Source organism: Anaerobacillus arseniciselenatis (assembly GCF_001865995.1).
GTDB lineage: Bacteria > Bacillota > Bacilli > Bacillales > Anaerobacillaceae > Anaerobacillus > Anaerobacillus arseniciselenatis.
Genome location: NZ_MLQQ01000018.1, coordinates 197,585 through 213,937, shown reverse-complemented (window position 1 = coordinate 213,937; position 16,353 = coordinate 197,585). Strand labels below are relative to the sequence as shown.

Sequence of the window (16,353 nt, the reverse complement as noted above, 5' to 3'; positions counted from 1 at the left end):
AAATATCTCCTTAGTTGTCATTCTTGATAAATGCCTTTTTTTCGCGGCATAAATACTGCTATTGAAAATATAAGTGACGTCACAAACATAGCCAAAGATGATACTATGATGGTTGTCCGTAAAGGAATAATATCTGCGGTGATACCGATAGCGAGGATAAACAAAACTTGAAACCCGTTTTGGAAGAGCTGAAAAATACTCGTCACACGCCCCATTAAATCAGTAGGGATATTATTTTGATAAAACGTTGTCACCCCTGCATTTAGATAGACGTTAAAAAATCCTAGTATGATAAACCCTATTGCAATCGAATAAAACGACCAAGAAAAGGCATAGATAATGTAACCAACGGTGGTCATAATAATTCCGATAACGATCATATGCCTAAGCGAGAACTTGTTTGAAAAAACAGACAAAATAGCTGCTCCAGTAACAGAGCCAATTCCAGTTATGCTGATCAGTAAACTATACTCTACCTCTGATAAGCCGATAACTTGTTGAGTAAAAACGACCTCTTGTGCATCCATGGCGTATGAAAAAAGCATGATTAAGATAAAACCGATGTATATGTATGAGACATATCTATTTTTCGAAATAAATTCTATTACTATTGTAAAATCACTGACTACTTGCTTAAAGGTTAATTTAGGAATCGAATTCTTATCGATTGTTTCTTTATCTGGTAAAAGTGTGAGTAGTATTGCAGCAAAAATAAATAGAATAGCATTGATCCAGAGTGTTATATGTACTGATGATAAAAGTATAAGAGTTCCCCCTACTGCGGGTCCAACAATAAATGCACCCGAAGAAGTAAAGGAGCGAATCGCATTAAATCGCTTTCTTTTCGGTTTTGGGACAAGCATCGTAACGTACGTCATAGATGAAGGTCCGAAAAACGCTTTTGCAACGCTTGATCCTTCCAGTCTTTTAATCTATTTTTCATAAAACGGTGCTCCTATTATCTCCAACTATCTACTTGTTTTTCTACATGTTCACGGTCAACTAACATTTTTTGCATTTTTGCAGGGCAAATTTGATTATATTTTTTAATGAACTTATTGATTGATTGAAATTCTTGATCAATATCATCATCACATGGATTAGTATTTATTAATGTAATAACTTTCAATAATCTATCACGTACTTCATTTTGGAGTTTAATCCATTCAGGTAAATAACCAGCATGTTTTACTGTCCTATCTAAAACATCCCCTTCTAAAACTTCTCTAGAGAGTGGCTTCCCCATCCCTCTTGGCTTTTCATAGAGAACATCTTTTTCCTTTGCCTTTAGCATATCTCCAATTAAATCTCTAGACATGTAGCATCCCCTCGTTTCATAAAAATTGTTTAATAAGATAAGATGATTACGGTATTCTCTTGTTACTTGTTTTATTCTTTCCATTGTATAAAAGTAAAAAAATTAAACGATTCTTTTACAAAATAAATACATTTTGGTGATAGGAATTTTTGAACAGGCTCTTCTACTCCGTTCGATCGAGCAAATGTCTAGGCGCATCGATATGCGTTCCGATATGCATTCCAGCCTCTAGCTTTGTATTATTATATTGGTCACGTTCTAAAAATTTATCTTGGTATAACTTTACTTCATCATCATACGGATGAACGGGCATTGCGTTTTTAATCGTTTGACTTAAATCTATATATTGTGACATTTCTACACACCCTTATAGTAATTTTCTATATTATACCAAAAGAATACGTAATTCTAAATAAAACGGGCATGACGGAAAACCAATACCGTTAAGATTGGGTTACCAATAGTAAGAAAACTCATTATACATGTATTTCCCTAGATACTGTAAAATTCATGCATATTGAACCCTTCAATATACACGCATTTACCTATTTCTGTAAAAACCAAACATGTTGAACAGCTTATAATGCATAAAAAAACGACAAGCGCACCAACACTTGTCGAATCAAATTATTTTATATTTTTCCCGTAATATAGTTCATCCATCTCGCGCTTAATAAGCTGTGTGATTTCTTCTTGTTTTTCATCGGTTAATGACTCTTTTTTATACCCGAAAAGATAGTTGTTTAAGTCGAATTCTTTTAATTTCGCTTTCGTGTGGAAAATATTTTCCGGATAAATGTTAACGTCAATCATGTCGTACTCATCTTTTACTTCTTCAGGAATATAGTTTTGGATTGAATTAATATCGTGGTCAATAAAAAGCTTATGACCGTTAATATCTCTTGTGAAGCCGCGAACACGATAATCCATCGTCATAATATCCGTATCAAACGAATGCATAAGATAATTTAATGCTTTTAGTGGTGAAATTTCTCCACAGGTTGCAACGTCAATATCAGCACGGAACGTACTAATCCCTTCATGAGGGTGGTATTCAGGATACGTATGAACTGTGATATGACTTTTGTCTAAGTGCGCTAAAACTGTTTCTGGAAGTGGCCCTGGTGATTCTTTAAAAAAGCCTTTAGGGGCATCATCCACTGGTCCTTCAGAAACTAAAATCGTCACACTCGCTCCTTGTGGCTCGTAATCTTGCTTTGCGACATTTAAAATGTGCGCTCCGATAATACTCGTAACATCTTCTAAAATTTTCGTTAATCGGTCCGCATTGTATTGTTCATCTATATAAGCGATATAAGCTTCGCGCTCTTCTTTTGTTCTTGTGTAACAAATGTCATACATGTTGAAGCTTAACGACTTTGTTAAATTGTTAAAACCGTGTAATTGAATTCTTTGCTCTCGTGTTAACATCCCTATTTCCCCTTTTTCACCTTCTAAGTAATACCCATTATTTACCCGTGTAACGATTAAATCAAAACAAAGAAGATACATAATTTTTTCATTCAGGTTATTATAACAAAACTATTATACTGTGTTAATGGAAGTAGAGAAATAGTTTATAAAAAAAATATAGAAAAAGTTTCTTGGGGCTATTCTTAATATTCAATAACTTTTTGTTGTATAATAAACCGTCATCACATATTTTATAAAAGACGGCCGTTTTCCTTCCCTTCGCTGTTTATTTTTTAGCAAAATAAGAAGGCTCGTTCAGGGACATCGCCCGCTTTTTTAAAAAAGCTTCCGGTATTATCCAGAAGCTAATTGCACAAAAAATTTTTAATGGAAAAATGAATTTCATAATTCAATATCATCGCCATTAAGTATCTATATGTAGTTGCGTTGAAACGCTCGCAACTACTTATAGTTTAATATGGATCAATTTAGGTAATTATGAAATTCACTCAAATACTAACTAATTTATTTCAATTTCACTGTTCCTGTAACTTCGGCTCGATAAACTTATTAATGAACAACGGCTCCCCTTCTAACCACTCCGCAAACAGGACTTGTTCTGCTTTCACGATGCCATGTGATGCTAGTTGGAGTTGAAGCCACTCTTCATCAAATCCTGCTTCCTTCAAGTTGTCCCACAGTACTTCCCCATCTGTAATTAACGTAATCGGTAAATGGACTTTTTTAGGAGGAAGATTTAAATCCCCTTTCGTTGGCTTTTCATAATTCGGCTTCCTTAACACATTGACAGTTCCGTTCGCTTCTAAAATTGCATATTCTACCTCGCGCATTGAAAATACCTCTTTATCCCGAAGTAAATGCTGTAATTGATTTAAATCTAACTTGTTTTTCTTCAATTGTTCTCGATCAATTTTTCCATTACGAATCACGACAGCAGGATTTCCTTCTAAAATTCCCCTCGTTTTCTTATATTTTTGCGTCACAATTTCTAACAAAAGGATAAATGATCCCCATAACCCAATCGCATACAGAACATAGCGAAGGCCAATATCTTTATTGTAAATCGCGTTACCGATTAACTCCCCTAAAACGAGGGCGGAAACAAAATCAAACGGGGTCAATTGCGTGATTTTCGTTTTCCCTAACAACTTTGTTATTAATAGTAAGGCAAAAAATCCTGCAATCAACTCTATGGATAAATGAAAAAAGTTTGTATTCATTGTCGGTCTCACTTTCGTTTCATACTACCTTCAGTTTCGACAAAGCCGACTTAAGATAAACTTTAAGCGAAACATAGAATTTAAATCGCAAATAAAGGACAAATAATGAAAAACTAAAACGCCACCATAACCACATTACAAAAGTAATGAATGTTAGATGACGTTATTAAAGTTTTCACCGTTAACACTTTAATGAATTTCATAATTCATTATTCTCGCCACTAAGATCAATATATAGTTGCGCCAAAACCATCCGCAAACTATATATTGCATGATGTGGTTCGTTTTTGGAAATTATGAAATTCACTCACTTAATAAACACTTGAATTTAAAGTTGAACTCGAAGTATCCTTCTTCATTAAACTAACCGTAACAAACGCTAGGAGCGAAAATAAAATTGGGAAAATAACGGTATGAACTCCTAATAAATCTGGAAAATACGTATGAATTATGATATAGGAACTGATCCCGACGATCATCGATGCAACCGCTCCATATTGATTGCCTCGGTGCCAATAAAGCCCCATTATGACCGGCCAAATAAAAGTTGCTTGTAAGCCACCAAAAGCAAATAAATTTAACCAAACTAGTAAATTAGGCGGACTTAATGCCATTGAAAAAACAAGGATCCCTAATATACCAGTAACTGTATAACTCACTCGTTTCACTTGTTTTTGCGTCGCGGTTGGCTTTATGTAATTAACATAAACATCTTTAACGACCGCAGAACTTACAATTAATAATAGTGAGTCAACGGTTGACATAATCGCCGCAAGTGGTGCTGCTAACACAATCCCGGCAAGCCATGGTGGTAACACTTCCATCGCGATAAGTGGCATTACCGAATCACCGACTTCAATCCCCGGTAAAATTGGACGGGCAAAAACACCAATTAAATGCATCCCAAGCATAATGAAGCCAACAACAATTGTCCCTGTAATAAGCGCCCGGTGCATCGCCTTCGAATTTTTATAAGCCATCGCTCGAACCGTCACTTGTGGAAGAGCAACAACCCCTACACCAACTAAAATCCAAAACGAAGAAACATACGCAGGTGTTAAACTCCCATCGTAACCGTACGGTGTCACTAAGTTCGGATTTTCAGCGACGAGATCCGCCATAATATTGGAGATACCTCCACCGGCAATGATTGTTCCAATTAAAATGATCAATGTTCCGACAAACATGACAACCCCTTGGATCATATCTGTAAACGCCACCGCTCTAAAACCACCGATAATGACATAAATAAGTACTGCAACCGCAAAGATAAAGAGCGCAGAAGTGTAATTTAAACCTGTTAACGATTCAATTAATCGAGCTCCACCAATCCATTGGGCAGCCATTGCTGAAAATAAAAATACAATAATACTAAACGCCGAGATTAACACGACCCATTTGCTGTTGTTGTATCTACATTTTAAAAAGTCAATGAGCGTAATCGCTTTATATTTACGCGCGTAAATAGCAAACTTCTTCCCTAGTACCATTAATACAAAATAGCCCGTTGCCACTTGAGCCATCGCGAGTAGTACCCAGCCTAATCCTTGCGTGTAGGCAACACCTGGTCCCCCAATAAAGCTGCTCGCACTTCCGTATGTCGCAACCATTGTCATCGCTAATATGAACCCACCGAGCTCGCGACTTCCTAAAAAATATTCTTGCAAAAAGTTACTAGAGTTTTTTATGTATTTTGATGACCAAAATCCGATGAAAAAAATTGAAATTATAAAAATTATTAACGGAATAACAACTGGCCAGTTCATGTATGATCCTCCTCTTCAACGTCAAAATCGACCTCTTTGAAAAAGCATTTCACCATAATGATGACGAGGATGACCATCACAACAAAGCCGAGAACACAGCTATAAAAAAACCAAGCTGGCATCCCAAAAACATACGAGTACTCTTCGACCGGCGCAGAGCCTAACCCATAAGCAAAACCAAACCACCAAATAAAATTAAAAATAACGAGTCCTATTCCAATAAGCGCTTCTCGATTGGCAATTTTAAAGCGCGGATCTTTTGGGTCAATTTGATTGTTCATCACACCACTTCCTTTCTAACTAACCAACAAACCAACCATTCATGTCTATATTAACTAGTTTAGTGAATATTGGCAAATTTCTATAAGTTTTTCCGTATAAATAATTGTGCACATAAAACTTCAATATATCTTCATATTTACGTCACTATTTCAGGAAAATTTTGTGACGTTCGTCACCTAAAAAAACTCCAACGTTTTCTATACTTAGATCAAAATAGAGAAAACTCTAGGGGGTAAACATGAATTTACAAGTTAATCTTAAAAAACAAATAATGAAAAATCCGTTGCAAACTGCAAGGTTGGCTACTCAGCTTGCGTTTACGATTTTTCTTCTTTATGTCGGTTATCAGTTTTACCGATTTTACCTACATTTTGCAACATCAGGAATGACGCCATATGTTGAAAAACCACCGGCGGTTGAAGGTTTTTTACCAATTAGTTCGCTGCTTTCGCTTCGAATTTGGTTTTCAACCGGTCACTTTGACATGATCCACCCAGCTGGATTAGTGTTGTTTACGTTTTTTGTTGCCTCAGGGATCATTTTCCGAAGAACGTTTTGTAGCTGGCTTTGTCCAGTTGGCACTTTAAGTGAATGGATCGGCAATCTGGGCAAGAAAATCTTTAAACGTGATTTTAACCCGCCAAGGTGGGTTCGTTGGATTTTGTATTCAGTGAAATATTTAATCTTGTTCTATTTTTTATATTTCATCTTAATTCAAATGCCCGTGATGGCTGTTTATCAGTTTATGACGACACCGTATAATATGACATCTGATGTTAGTATGATGTTATTTTTCTTAAACATTAGTACATTAGCTTTTTTCGTTATTTTAACGTTAGTCGTCCTTTCTCTTTTTATCCGAAATTTTTGGTGTCGCTTCTTATGTCCATACGGCGCGCTCATTGGTCTCGGTTCGCTGTTTCAATTAACGAAAGTAAAACGAAATGAAGAAAGCTGCATCGATTGTAATGCTTGTACGCGTGCTTGCCCGAATAAAATTGATGTCGCAAAGAAAAAAGCCGTTAGAAACGTGGAATGTACCGCATGTCTACAATGCGTTGAAGCATGTCCTGTGAACGACACTCTCAACATGACAGTCGCTACGAAGAAAATTGATCGTTGGGCATTACCACTCGGCTTTTTCGCTCTCTTCTTTATCGTTGTTGTCATTGCTAAACTTACTGGCCATTGGGAATCAGAAATTACGTACGATCAATATCGATACTTAATTCAACTTCTTGAGAATTAACAGTCTAAAGCTTCCTTGTATAAGGGAGCTTTTTTGAGTTAGTTGATTTGTTGGTTTGTTGGTTAGTGGTTAGTTGGATACGAAGGTGTTCGACTTTTTACTAAAAATAGTTTTGTATAATTTATTGCATAACGATTAGTATATTTATGGTATAATTCTTGCTAGATATAAATATAAAAGGAGAAAAATAGCTGTGTTTCAAATGAACGCAGTTATTATGTATATATTTTATGTATATTGTCACTTTAGTTCTTATTGTTTTAATACAAATTTTATTAGTTTTTTTTACTATTACTTCAATTGCTGGGTTTCAAGATAACGCTTTAGATTTTATTGGGATACCAGCACCCCTGATTTTCGTCGTTCTATTAAACTTCGTATCTCTTTACGTTTTAAGTAAAGTTTATAAAAAAGAGGAAGAACGAAAAATTGCCGCTTCAGAATCGACTCACGTAGATGAGTTTCGTTCGTTAGTGGCCTCCGTTCGCTCGGATCGTCATGATTTAAATAATCATTTAACTGTTATTTCTGGGTTAATGAAAATAAATAATTTTGACTCGGCGAATTCTTACATTAATGAAATGATTGGTGAAATACGTATTAATAATAAAGCATTAACCATTGAAAATCCGGTGCTTGCCTCGATGTTATATTCAAAGATGGACAAGTACCACCGTGAAAAAATACCGTTTAATATGAGTATTGAAAGTGAAGAAATCGTAAAAATTTTACCATCAACTGATTTAATTCGCTTAATAAGTAATTTATTAGACAACGCCTATGAAGCTACTATGGAATTACCTATTGAAGCTCGCACCATCCAATTAAACATTCAAAGTGGTAAAGAAATAAAATTGATCGTCCAAAATAGCGCTAATCAAAACGAGATTAGTGATGAGCATTTTGAGTCAGGATTTTCGACAAAAGAAGAAAACAGAGGCTATGGCCTTTCTATCATCCGAGAGATTACCGAAAAATATAAAGGCACAATGACGATCGACACGAGAGACAATTTAGTCATCTTCGAAATTAGTTTACCAAAAGGTGAAAAAAATGATTATTAATGTTAATCAGCGATTAGCAGAAATTTTATGTGATATTATAGAAAAAACGACAGAAGTAGATTATGTTCGCTATGGGGCATCTGGTGGTATGTTATATCAACCGAAATTACCAAAAGACAGTGAATAAATACATACTTAAGTGCTACTGATCTACAGTAGCTTTTTTATCTTATAAAAAAATCCATCGGTCTCTCTCACTATCCGCTACGTTTATCAGAATGAATATTTTTGGGGACTTATGTAGAAAAATGTCGAATCCTTATAAAGTTTGTATTATAATAGTTTAATATCATCTATGTTTTACAAGAAAGGGAGATTATATGGCTTGGTTTAGTTATTTCTTATTATCCGTTCCAGAGGCATTTTTATTACTAGCAGTCACTTTTACACTATTAAGTATTTCTATTAAAGAAAACTTAAAGAAAATGATACTCTTTGCTTTTCTATGGGGTGGAGTGGCCTTTATTTTTAGTATACTCATGAACAGTTCAATAAAGCCGGTAATAAATTTTACATTTTTTGCAATAATATTAATCGTTCTTTTTCGCTTTAAAATACTTACTGGAATTATTATTAGCCTTATCAGTTATATTTTATTAGTAGCTTTAGAAATCATTATCCTTATACCACTTACACAAGTAATACCGTTTGAACAGATCGCAGCTAGTCCATGGCTACGAATATTAGCTGGTGTTTTTGTAATACACATACCGTTGTTATTGATTTGGTTTATTTTACAAAAGTTTAATCTGAAAATAAAAATACCATTGTTAAGATAAAGGTCGCCTTGAGCGACCTTTTTTACGTTTGTAGCTTTTCTGGTATTTACTCAAAACGAGCTTTACTATATTTAAGGACGCGGTCTTCTTTTGCAAATGGTTCGGTTGTTGAAAGAAACGCTTCGAAGCCCTACTTTTGTGAACTCAAAACTCAAGTTTAATTATAGTAATTGGTTAACATTTACCAACGTTTCTTTGGCGCTGCCTTCAATCACTAGATCGAAAAAAGATTGCTCTACCCCTACTTCCTTATTAATGCAAACCGTCGTTCCATTCGTCATTGTCGGTAGTTGACTAACTGGGTACACTTGAAGGCTCGTACCGATTACGATCACAAGATCAGCTTTTTGAATATGGTATAGTGCGTTGTTCCACGCTTCTTCTGGAAGTGTTTCACCAAAAAGAACGACGTTAGGACGTAATTTGCCGTCGCACGAGCTGCAATGTTTTTTATCGATAAAAGCCTGCTTGCTCGCTTCTTTTTCACATTGTTGGCAGCGATACGTTAAAATTGAACCGTGTAATTCGTCGACATGACGATTCCCTGCTTGATGGTGAAAGCCATCGACATTTTGCGTGGCGACTCGGTGTAGGAGTCCGTTTTGTTCCCAATTGGCTAACATTTGATACCCTTCGTGAGGTTTGCACTTTGCTAGTGCCTCTATTCGTGCGCTGTAAAACTGATGGAATAGCTCATAATTACTTTGTAACGCCTCGACAGTTGCGACCGTTAGTGGATCGATATTTTTCCACCAACCAGAACGGGAGCGAAAATCAGGGATGCCACTCTCTGTCGACATTCCAGCTCCTGTAAGAACTACTGTATGTGTGGAGGTTTTTATTAATTTCGCTAATTGAACGATTTTTTTATCGATCTTCATCATCCCCTTAAATTGAAGTTTTTCTATTTAAGTATTACATACGACATTTTGGAAGGATTTCCTTTTTATTGAGGTTGTATTCAAGTTGGCAAGTAAAAGATGGATTAGCGTTGTTATTGAAATTAAGTTCATGCGATCCCTTAAGCTACTTAGTTGCTGTAAGATACAAAGCTCTAATGCCGGCATGCCTGCCAACACCACCCAACATGAAAAGTCGGGCGAGGGTCTCCTAACCACTAGCCACTAACCAACTTTTTTTTACAAAAAAAGAGTTCCATGGTAAAGTGCCATGACATTAGTCACTAAACACTTTCATGAAAACTCTCATTAATGTTATATATAATTTATTGTCTACTCATTCGCTCAACTTCAATTTCTAAACGATACACACGTTTATTTAAGGCATCAGTACGGTAATCAACATGTTCAGCTATCTTTTCAGTATACGTACCAAGGCTGTCAATAATATTCTTTTGTAGACGTTCTTGCCCGAGCTTTATTTCAGTAACATCAGATTGCAATTGCCGCTGACCTTCTTCAAGCTTTTTCTGACCTACTTCAAGTTTTTTCTGACCTTCTTTTAACCCGTGCACTTCTTTGGTCAATTCAGCTTGTCCATTTTTTAAGAAAACGATTTCTGAGCGGACGTCTTGAATATTCGTGTCAAAGTTGTCAAAGCGTTGATTGATTTGTTCCATAAATTGTTTTAATAATTTTTCCATATAAATCCCCCATTTACGTATCTTTATTATAGCATGAATTAAACATACAAAATACAAAATTAGTAACTATGGACGACAATACAGTGATATACAGCCTCAAATTTTCACAACGTATTAACTATTTTCTGTCGGTATAATACCTACCAAATTTGAATAACAACATGGTCTTGCGTTATTGCAATACCGACTTAGAGCACCACCAACCTTTTCTACTTCTTGTTTATATTATATCAATCCCCACTGATAAGAACAAGTGTTCCGTTTGTACTTTTTAAATTTTTATCAATTAAGTGAATTTCACGATGTAGTTACAATCAACTTTACGCAACTACTCATAGATACGTAATAGGGATAAATAGAAAAAGCAGCCTCATATCGATTGAAAGGCTGCTTGCATCATTTTATAACCCGAATTATAAAAAGAACGAAAATCCTGTATATAAAACGGTAGCAATTCCAGCTGCTATGAGCGCTGGTTTTAATTTAAATTTAGCATAATCCATTACTTGTAAACCTAAAATTTTAGCGATTGTATTTGTATCATCACTAAGGGGCGATGCCACTGCACCAAATGAGCCACTGGCAAATACAGCCCCGATTATTAACGGTAATGAGACATCTGTTGTTAAAGATAGCGAAATCCCTAGAGGCATTAAAATCCCCCACGTTCCCCAAGCAGAACCGATAAAGTAGGAAATCACAGCGCCAAATACAAATAACAGAGGCACGATAAATGTATCTGGAATCCACTCTGTATGAGCGGTCACAAATTCGGAAAATCCTAAATCATCGGTAACCGATGCTAGTCCCCAAACGACCGATAATAAAACAATGACAGACATCAATTCATTCCCACCATAAATAAAGCTCGTAATGATATTGCTTAATTGAAAACGTTGGAACAGTAAAAAGGCAATTGTAATAAACACGGTGAATAATAAGGCAATCACCATCGCTTGTAGGACATCGGCTTGCATAAATGCTTCAAATACTGAAACTCCTTCACTATATCCATCCCACCACGTTAAAAATAAAGTTAAAGTAATAACTAGCACAATTGGCAAGATTAAATTCCACGGTTTTGAAGGTAGTTCTCTCGATACGGCCGGATGACAGTCTCGCCAATCCTCTTCCTCTTTTTCCTCTCCTTCCATTTCTGTCGGAGCATCGGTATGTGATGGATGAAAAAAGCTAAGGTAAATTCCAACGAGAATGATAACGATCGCAAAAAAATTAAACGGTATACTTTGTAAAAATAAATTGTACGGGTCCGCAGTCCCTGCTTCATTTTGTACAGAAACTTGAATGATCGATACCATGTAGCCGACGAACGCTGTTGCAACAGGGATTAATACGATAACTGGAGTTGCTGTAGTTTCAATGACGAAGCCAAGTTCTTTCGTCGACATTTTTACTTTTTTCAAAAGTGCCTTCATGATCGGCGCAATTGTTACAAATCGAAACGTCGGTGCACTAAACGTTCCAATCGTTGAAACATAGGTAAGAAGTAGTGCTTGTTTTTTTGTCGTAATTTTTTCGGCAGCATTTTCTACAAAACCTTTAATCCCACCACTCACTTTAATAATACCGACGAGACCTGAAAAGGCGTATAAAAAGACGACGATTTTAATATTATTTTCATCGATTAATGCTTGGACGACGTAAAAAAGCATCGTCTCCATTCCACCAACAATTGAAGGTGAAATAATGTATGAACCTACAACAAGCCCGACTATTAGTCCTGGTAATACTTCTTTTGTATAAATGGCAATCGGAATAACGACTAAAAAAGGTAAAATTGCGAGCCAATTCGCTTCCATATTAACTATCTCCTTACTATAATACAGTACATTATAGTGTGGTTTAGATTTCCAAAATTATGAGTGTTGTCAAATGAATTTTCGAAATGGGAGTACATTGTAAGTTTGCACGGTCAATTTCGAATTATCTGTTTTTATTGAAAAGAAACGGATCTATCTGTAAAGTTAAAAGCAACGAGGCGATGGGAGTTGATACGAATGAAAATAACTTGTATTCAAATGGATATTGAGTTTGGCGACCCTAGTAAAAATAAGCAAGTCGTCGAGGCTGAAGTAACGAAAGCGATAAAAGAACATCCTGATGTGATCGTCCTGCCGGAATTATGGACGACAGGCTATGATTTATCTCGGTTGGATGAAATTGCCGATGAGAACGGTCTCGATTCACAACAGTTTTTATCAGAGCTTGCCCGAAAATATAAAGTAAACATTGTTGGTGGATCGATTGCGAAAAAATCGTCGGACGGAATTACGAATACGATGTACTTTTTTGACCGGAATGGGCGCTGTGTCGGCGAATATAGTAAAGTTCATTTATTTAAATTGATGGATGAACACCATTATTTACAAGCGGGAAATACAAAAGGTCTTTTTACTGTTGATGGAGCGTCATGTGCGGGAATTATTTGTTATGACATTCGTTTTCCGGAGTGGGTTCGCGCCCATGCAGTCGATGGTGCCGAAGTTATTTTTGTCGTTGCAGAATGGCCGTTAGCAAGAGTTGAGCATTGGCGCACTATACTCATAAGTCGAGCGATTGAAAATCAATGTTATATCGTTGCTAGTAATCGAGCAGGAAGTGATCCGAAAAATGAATTTGCCGGCCATTCAATGGTGATTAACCCATGGGGCGATGTGTTAGTCGAAGCTAGTAAAGAGCCGACGCAGATCACAGCGACAATCGATTTAGATAAAGTCGCTCAAGTTCGTAAGCAAATTCCGATTTTTGCTGATCGGCGTACAGATTTATATTAAGAAATATCAATATCATAGTGTTTACGAGCTCTTATTATTAATGATTTTTACAGTAATTCCTATTTTCACGTGTAATGAACCGGTCATTCCACACGTTTTTTACAAATTAATACCATATTCACGTGCATTGAGCCCTTCAATGCACGTGTTTTTTACAGTTGTTACCAGATTCACGTGCATTGACCCCTTCAACACACTTGTTTTTTACAGTTAACACCATTATCAAGCATATTGAAGCTTTCATTACGCACAGATTTTACAGAGTCTTCCTTTTTCGTGCACATTGAAGCTCTCATTACGCACGGATATTACGGTATTTTCCACTTTAACGCACATTGAAGATCATAATGTAGGTTTTTATAAATATTTACAACCTCATCCGTATTGACCCCCTTCGACACACATCCCCACTTTGTGTTATTACTTCTTCGCCTTATGAACTTTTAACTGCTTTCCTTTCACTTTTGTTGTTTTCATCTCATTAATGACAAGAGGACCTTTGCCATTTAAAATGTCTACATAGGTGACACTGTTTTGGATGTCGATAATGCCGATGTCATCGGCAGTTACTCCGTCTAATTTGGCGATCGTCCCCACGAAGTCAACCGCACGCAGCTTCTTTTTCTTTCCGCCATTAAAATAGAGCTTCATGATATCTTTGTTTAACTCTTCACTCTTATCCTTTTTGATCTTTGGACGGGCGTTTAATTTCGCTTCGAAAGCTGTTTTCCCATTATCGACCTCTTGTTGGGTCGGTGCCTCTATTATTTGTAGGTGAAAACCAACAAACTCTTCGATTTCTGATAATCGTCTTCCTTCGTGTGGTGTTACAAATGTAATTGCTTTTCCTGTTTTTCCTGCTCTTCCAGTTCTACCGGTCCGGTGAACATAGCTTTCTTTTTCTAGTGGAAGGTCGTAGTTGATGACATGGCTAATATTTTCAATATCAATCCCTCTTGCCGCTACGTCTGTCGCGACTAAATATATAAATTTGCCACGTCTAAAATCGTCCATCACTGCAAAACGGTCGTCTTGATACATACCTCCATGAAGTTTGTCACAAGGATAATCATATTCGTTTAGTTGCTCAATCAAATTTTCGACTTGTTCTTGGGTTCGGCAAAATATAATGCAACTATCTGGATTTTCTACGATTGTCATATCTCTAAGGAGCGAAAACTTATCGTCATTAGCGACTTTAATGACAAAGTGTTCGATTTTATCAGTCGTGATCCCCGCTGTAGATGTAACTTCGATTTGAGTAGGGGTTTTCATGTATTTATGACTAAGGTTTTTAATATCGTCTGGTAATGTTGCCGAAAACAGCATGGTGACTCGGTCTTTAGGAACTTCTTTAATAATTGATTCTACTTGGTCAATAAAACCCATATTCAACATTTCATCTGCTTCATCAATGACCAGATACTTTACTTTGTCCAAGATAAGTGTTCCTTTTTCAATATGGTCGAGCACACGTCCTGGAGTTCCAACAACCACATGAGATTTTTGCTTAAGCTCTAACTTTTGTTTATCAAAAGGAGATTTCCCATATACCGCCGTGGCTTTAATACGTTTAAATCGACCAATGTTCGTGATGTCTTGTTTTACTTGTACAGCAAGCTCTCTCGTTGGTGTTAAAATTAAGACCTGTGGCTTATTTTCCTCCCATTCCACTAATTCACAAAGCGGAATGCCAAAGGCTGCTGTCTTACCGCTTCCCGTTTGTGATTTAACGACAAGGTCTTCTTTTTGTAAAGCTAATGGTATAACTTTGGCTTGTACTTCGGTAGGTTTTTCGTAATTCAAGCTAGAAAGAGCCCGTTTTAAGTCTTCATTTAATGGTAAATCGTTAAATTGTTTCATCATGTAGTAACCTCTTCTTTTGGTTTTATTGGCATTTTTATTGACGACTGATTTAAATTTATTAATTCTTGAGAACTATTAATCAATATTTAATGTCGTCATCCGTAAGTTTTTTAACAATAATTGCTATAGTAAAATTGTCTCCTTAGGACATCATATTATTCGAGGGCAGTAATGCTCTCCTAACCTAATCCCATCACTTAGTTGATGTTGATATACAGTTATGAGGTGATTCTTTTGCACAGTGACCAGAAATTTCAAGATTGTTTTTAACATGAATGAAATGAGGTGTTTCTGTGATTAAAAGTAATCGATACGACCCCAGATTGTAAGTAAAGCTAATGAATGGGTAAGGAAACGAAGAGATGGTCACATTACGTTGGCCATCTCTTCTCATTTTTTATCGAAGCTTTTAGTTAAGTTTTCCGATAGTAGCATTCCTCATATGTCGTTTAGCGCTTCGGTTTAAAGCCTTCTTCAAGCAAATATTGTTTTGCTTCATTGTAAGATGGAAAAGTTCCATCTAGCTGTTCTCCTGCGTACACGTTCCACATCTCATCTTCTTTAATGATTTCAAGAGTATGGTTCTCCTTGTCGACCCAAATTTTAAGCCATGCGTCTTCTTCGCTTTGCTCATCTTCTTCTGACACTGCATCAGGATGTAGGGACTCAATTGAACGTTCGATGAGTGAACGTAAATCTTCTTCAGAAAAGTTTCTAATATTGACCATACCTTTAGGATCCTTCTTGGGTACTTTTAATTTGCCGGCGTATACAAAGCCGTTCCCGTTCGGGTGTAGGTGATAAACAACATTCTTCTTGTCACTGCCACTTTCTTCAAAATGAAAGTTGACACGATTTAACGAAACATCGTGACGAGTTAATTCAGGATAAGATTCAATAATTGCAAGTTTTTGTTCAAAAGTTAACATATTGCCTCCAAATAGCGTAATTTTTCAACCCATTATACCATTAGTAGA

17 protein-coding genes are annotated in these 16,353 nt (G+C 36.3%); 5 read left to right on the top strand and 12 right to left on the bottom strand.

Annotated elements, in window-relative coordinates; all coding sequences use genetic code 11:
* Nucleotides 1-17: 17 nt before the first annotated feature.
* The 7 genes from BKP35_RS09970 to BKP35_RS09940 all read right to left on the bottom strand — a co-directional run bounded on the left by BKP35_RS09970 (nucleotide 18) and on the right by BKP35_RS09940 (nucleotide 6,019).
* Nucleotides 18-923, bottom strand: a complete 906-nt coding sequence (locus tag BKP35_RS09970; protein ID WP_337959641.1) for an MFS transporter — start codon at nucleotides 921-923, stop codon at nucleotides 18-20.
* A 35-nt stretch (nucleotides 924-958) separates the two neighbouring features.
* Entirely contained in the window at nucleotides 959-1,318 is a 360-nt protein-coding gene (locus BKP35_RS09965; protein ID WP_071313191.1) for a DnaJ family domain-containing protein, read from the bottom strand.
* 163 nt (nucleotides 1,319-1,481) lie between these two features.
* On the bottom strand, nucleotides 1,482-1,673 hold the full coding sequence (locus BKP35_RS09960) for a cyclase family protein (protein ID WP_071313190.1): 192 nt from the start codon (nucleotides 1,671-1,673) through the stop codon (nucleotides 1,482-1,484).
* Between the two features lie 272 nt (nucleotides 1,674-1,945).
* A complete protein-coding gene (gene speD, locus BKP35_RS09955) occupies nucleotides 1,946-2,749 on the bottom strand; it encodes an adenosylmethionine decarboxylase (RefSeq protein ID WP_071313302.1) in 804 nt (267 codons plus the stop codon).
* A 518-nt stretch (nucleotides 2,750-3,267) separates the two neighbouring features.
* The gene (locus BKP35_RS09950) at nucleotides 3,268-3,972 is read right to left on the bottom strand and encodes a DUF421 domain-containing protein (protein ID WP_071313189.1); all 705 of its coding nucleotides are present in this window, start codon (nucleotides 3,970-3,972) and stop codon (nucleotides 3,268-3,270) included.
* A gap of 311 nt (nucleotides 3,973-4,283) precedes the next feature.
* Nucleotides 4,284-5,738, bottom strand: coding sequence for a sodium/pantothenate symporter (panF, locus tag BKP35_RS09945; RefSeq protein WP_071313188.1), 1,455 nt, complete (start codon nucleotides 5,736-5,738; stop codon nucleotides 4,284-4,286).
* The gene (locus tag BKP35_RS09940) at nucleotides 5,735-6,019 is read right to left on the bottom strand and encodes a YhdT family protein (RefSeq protein WP_071313187.1); all 285 of its coding nucleotides are present in this window, start codon (nucleotides 6,017-6,019) and stop codon (nucleotides 5,735-5,737) included. Before BKP35_RS09940 ends, panF begins: the two co-directional genes overlap by 4 nt.
* Nucleotides 6,020-6,258: 239 nt before the next feature.
* Between BKP35_RS09940 and BKP35_RS09935 the strand changes: the two genes are divergently transcribed.
* From BKP35_RS09935 to BKP35_RS09925, 4 genes are all read left to right on the top strand, one after another.
* Nucleotides 6,259-7,269 (top strand): 4Fe-4S binding protein, encoded by a 1,011-nt coding sequence (locus tag BKP35_RS09935; RefSeq protein ID WP_071313186.1) that lies wholly within the window; start codon nucleotides 6,259-6,261, stop codon nucleotides 7,267-7,269.
* 230 nt (nucleotides 7,270-7,499) lie between these two features.
* Nucleotides 7,500-8,333 (top strand): sensor histidine kinase, encoded by an 834-nt coding sequence (locus tag BKP35_RS09930; protein ID WP_071313185.1) that lies wholly within the window; start codon nucleotides 7,500-7,502, stop codon nucleotides 8,331-8,333.
* Entirely contained in the window at nucleotides 8,323-8,460 is a 138-nt protein-coding gene (locus BKP35_RS19520; protein ID WP_169819193.1) for a hypothetical protein, read from the top strand. Before BKP35_RS09930 ends, BKP35_RS19520 begins: the two co-directional genes overlap by 11 nt.
* Before the next feature lie 193 nt (nucleotides 8,461-8,653).
* Complete coding sequence (locus BKP35_RS09925) at nucleotides 8,654-9,112, top strand: hypothetical protein (RefSeq protein WP_071313184.1); 459 nt, start codon at nucleotides 8,654-8,656, stop codon at nucleotides 9,110-9,112.
* Between the two features lie 161 nt (nucleotides 9,113-9,273).
* Here BKP35_RS09925 and BKP35_RS09920 read toward each other — a convergent pair whose 3' ends face one another.
* The 3 genes from BKP35_RS09920 to BKP35_RS09910 form a co-directional block, all read right to left on the bottom strand.
* Nucleotides 9,274-9,996, bottom strand: coding sequence for an SIR2 family NAD-dependent protein deacylase (locus BKP35_RS09920; protein ID WP_245741934.1), 723 nt, complete (start codon nucleotides 9,994-9,996; stop codon nucleotides 9,274-9,276).
* Nucleotides 9,997-10,337: 341 nt separating this feature from the next.
* Nucleotides 10,338-10,715, bottom strand: coding sequence for a hypothetical protein (locus BKP35_RS09915; RefSeq protein ID WP_084031569.1), 378 nt, complete (start codon nucleotides 10,713-10,715; stop codon nucleotides 10,338-10,340).
* A gap of 413 nt (nucleotides 10,716-11,128) precedes the next feature.
* A complete protein-coding gene (locus tag BKP35_RS09910; RefSeq protein ID WP_071313182.1) occupies nucleotides 11,129-12,535 on the bottom strand; it encodes a Na+/H+ antiporter NhaC family protein in 1,407 nt (468 codons plus the stop codon).
* 198 nt (nucleotides 12,536-12,733) lie between these two features.
* Here BKP35_RS09910 and BKP35_RS09905 point away from each other — a divergent pair, with 198 nt between their 5' ends.
* Complete coding sequence (locus BKP35_RS09905) at nucleotides 12,734-13,510, top strand: carbon-nitrogen family hydrolase (protein ID WP_211274617.1); 777 nt, start codon at nucleotides 12,734-12,736, stop codon at nucleotides 13,508-13,510.
* 420 nt (nucleotides 13,511-13,930) lie between these two features.
* On the opposite strand, the gene BKP35_RS09900 is transcribed toward BKP35_RS09905, so the two are convergent.
* Both BKP35_RS09900 and BKP35_RS09895 read right to left on the bottom strand, forming a co-directional pair.
* Complete coding sequence (locus BKP35_RS09900) at nucleotides 13,931-15,376, bottom strand: DEAD/DEAH box helicase (protein WP_071313181.1); 1,446 nt, start codon at nucleotides 15,374-15,376, stop codon at nucleotides 13,931-13,933.
* A gap of 449 nt (nucleotides 15,377-15,825) precedes the next feature.
* The gene (locus tag BKP35_RS09895) at nucleotides 15,826-16,305 is read right to left on the bottom strand and encodes a hypothetical protein (protein ID WP_071313180.1); all 480 of its coding nucleotides are present in this window, start codon (nucleotides 16,303-16,305) and stop codon (nucleotides 15,826-15,828) included.
* Nucleotides 16,306-16,353 lie beyond the last annotated feature (48 nt).

Coding starts and splice junctions, on each gene's coding strand:
- BKP35_RS09905 (WP_211274617.1), top strand. CDS start 12,734: ATGAAAATAACTTGTATTCAAATGGATATTGAGTTTGGCGACCCTAGT.
- BKP35_RS09930 (WP_071313185.1), top strand. CDS start 7,500: ATGTATATTGTCACTTTAGTTCTTATTGTTTTAATACAAATTTTATTA.
- panF (WP_071313188.1), bottom strand. CDS start 5,738: ATGAACTGGCCAGTTGTTATTCCGTTAATAATTTTTATAATTTCAATT.
- BKP35_RS09920 (WP_245741934.1), bottom strand. CDS start 9,996: ATGATGAAGATCGATAAAAAAATCGTTCAATTAGCGAAATTAATAAAA.
- BKP35_RS09950 (WP_071313189.1), bottom strand. CDS start 3,972: ATGAATACAAACTTTTTTCATTTATCCATAGAGTTGATTGCAGGATTT.
- BKP35_RS09900 (WP_071313181.1), bottom strand. CDS start 15,376: ATGATGAAACAATTTAACGATTTACCATTAAATGAAGACTTAAAACGG.
- BKP35_RS09910 (WP_071313182.1), bottom strand. CDS start 12,535: ATGGAAGCGAATTGGCTCGCAATTTTACCTTTTTTAGTCGTTATTCCG.
- BKP35_RS09895 (WP_071313180.1), bottom strand. CDS start 16,305: ATGTTAACTTTTGAACAAAAACTTGCAATTATTGAATCTTATCCTGAA.
- BKP35_RS09935 (WP_071313186.1), top strand. CDS start 6,259: ATGAATTTACAAGTTAATCTTAAAAAACAAATAATGAAAAATCCGTTG.
- BKP35_RS09960 (WP_071313190.1), bottom strand. CDS start 1,673: ATGTCACAATATATAGATTTAAGTCAAACGATTAAAAACGCAATGCCC.
- BKP35_RS09940 (WP_071313187.1), bottom strand. CDS start 6,019: ATGAACAATCAAATTGACCCAAAAGATCCGCGCTTTAAAATTGCCAAT.
- BKP35_RS09915 (WP_084031569.1), bottom strand. CDS start 10,715: ATGGAAAAATTATTAAAACAATTTATGGAACAAATCAATCAACGCTTT.
- BKP35_RS09965 (WP_071313191.1), bottom strand. CDS start 1,318: ATGTCTAGAGATTTAATTGGAGATATGCTAAAGGCAAAGGAAAAAGAT.
- speD (WP_071313302.1), bottom strand. CDS start 2,749: ATGTTAACACGAGAGCAAAGAATTCAATTACACGGTTTTAACAATTTA.
- BKP35_RS09925 (WP_071313184.1), top strand. CDS start 8,654: ATGGCTTGGTTTAGTTATTTCTTATTATCCGTTCCAGAGGCATTTTTA.
- BKP35_RS19520 (WP_169819193.1), top strand. CDS start 8,323: ATGATTATTAATGTTAATCAGCGATTAGCAGAAATTTTATGTGATATT.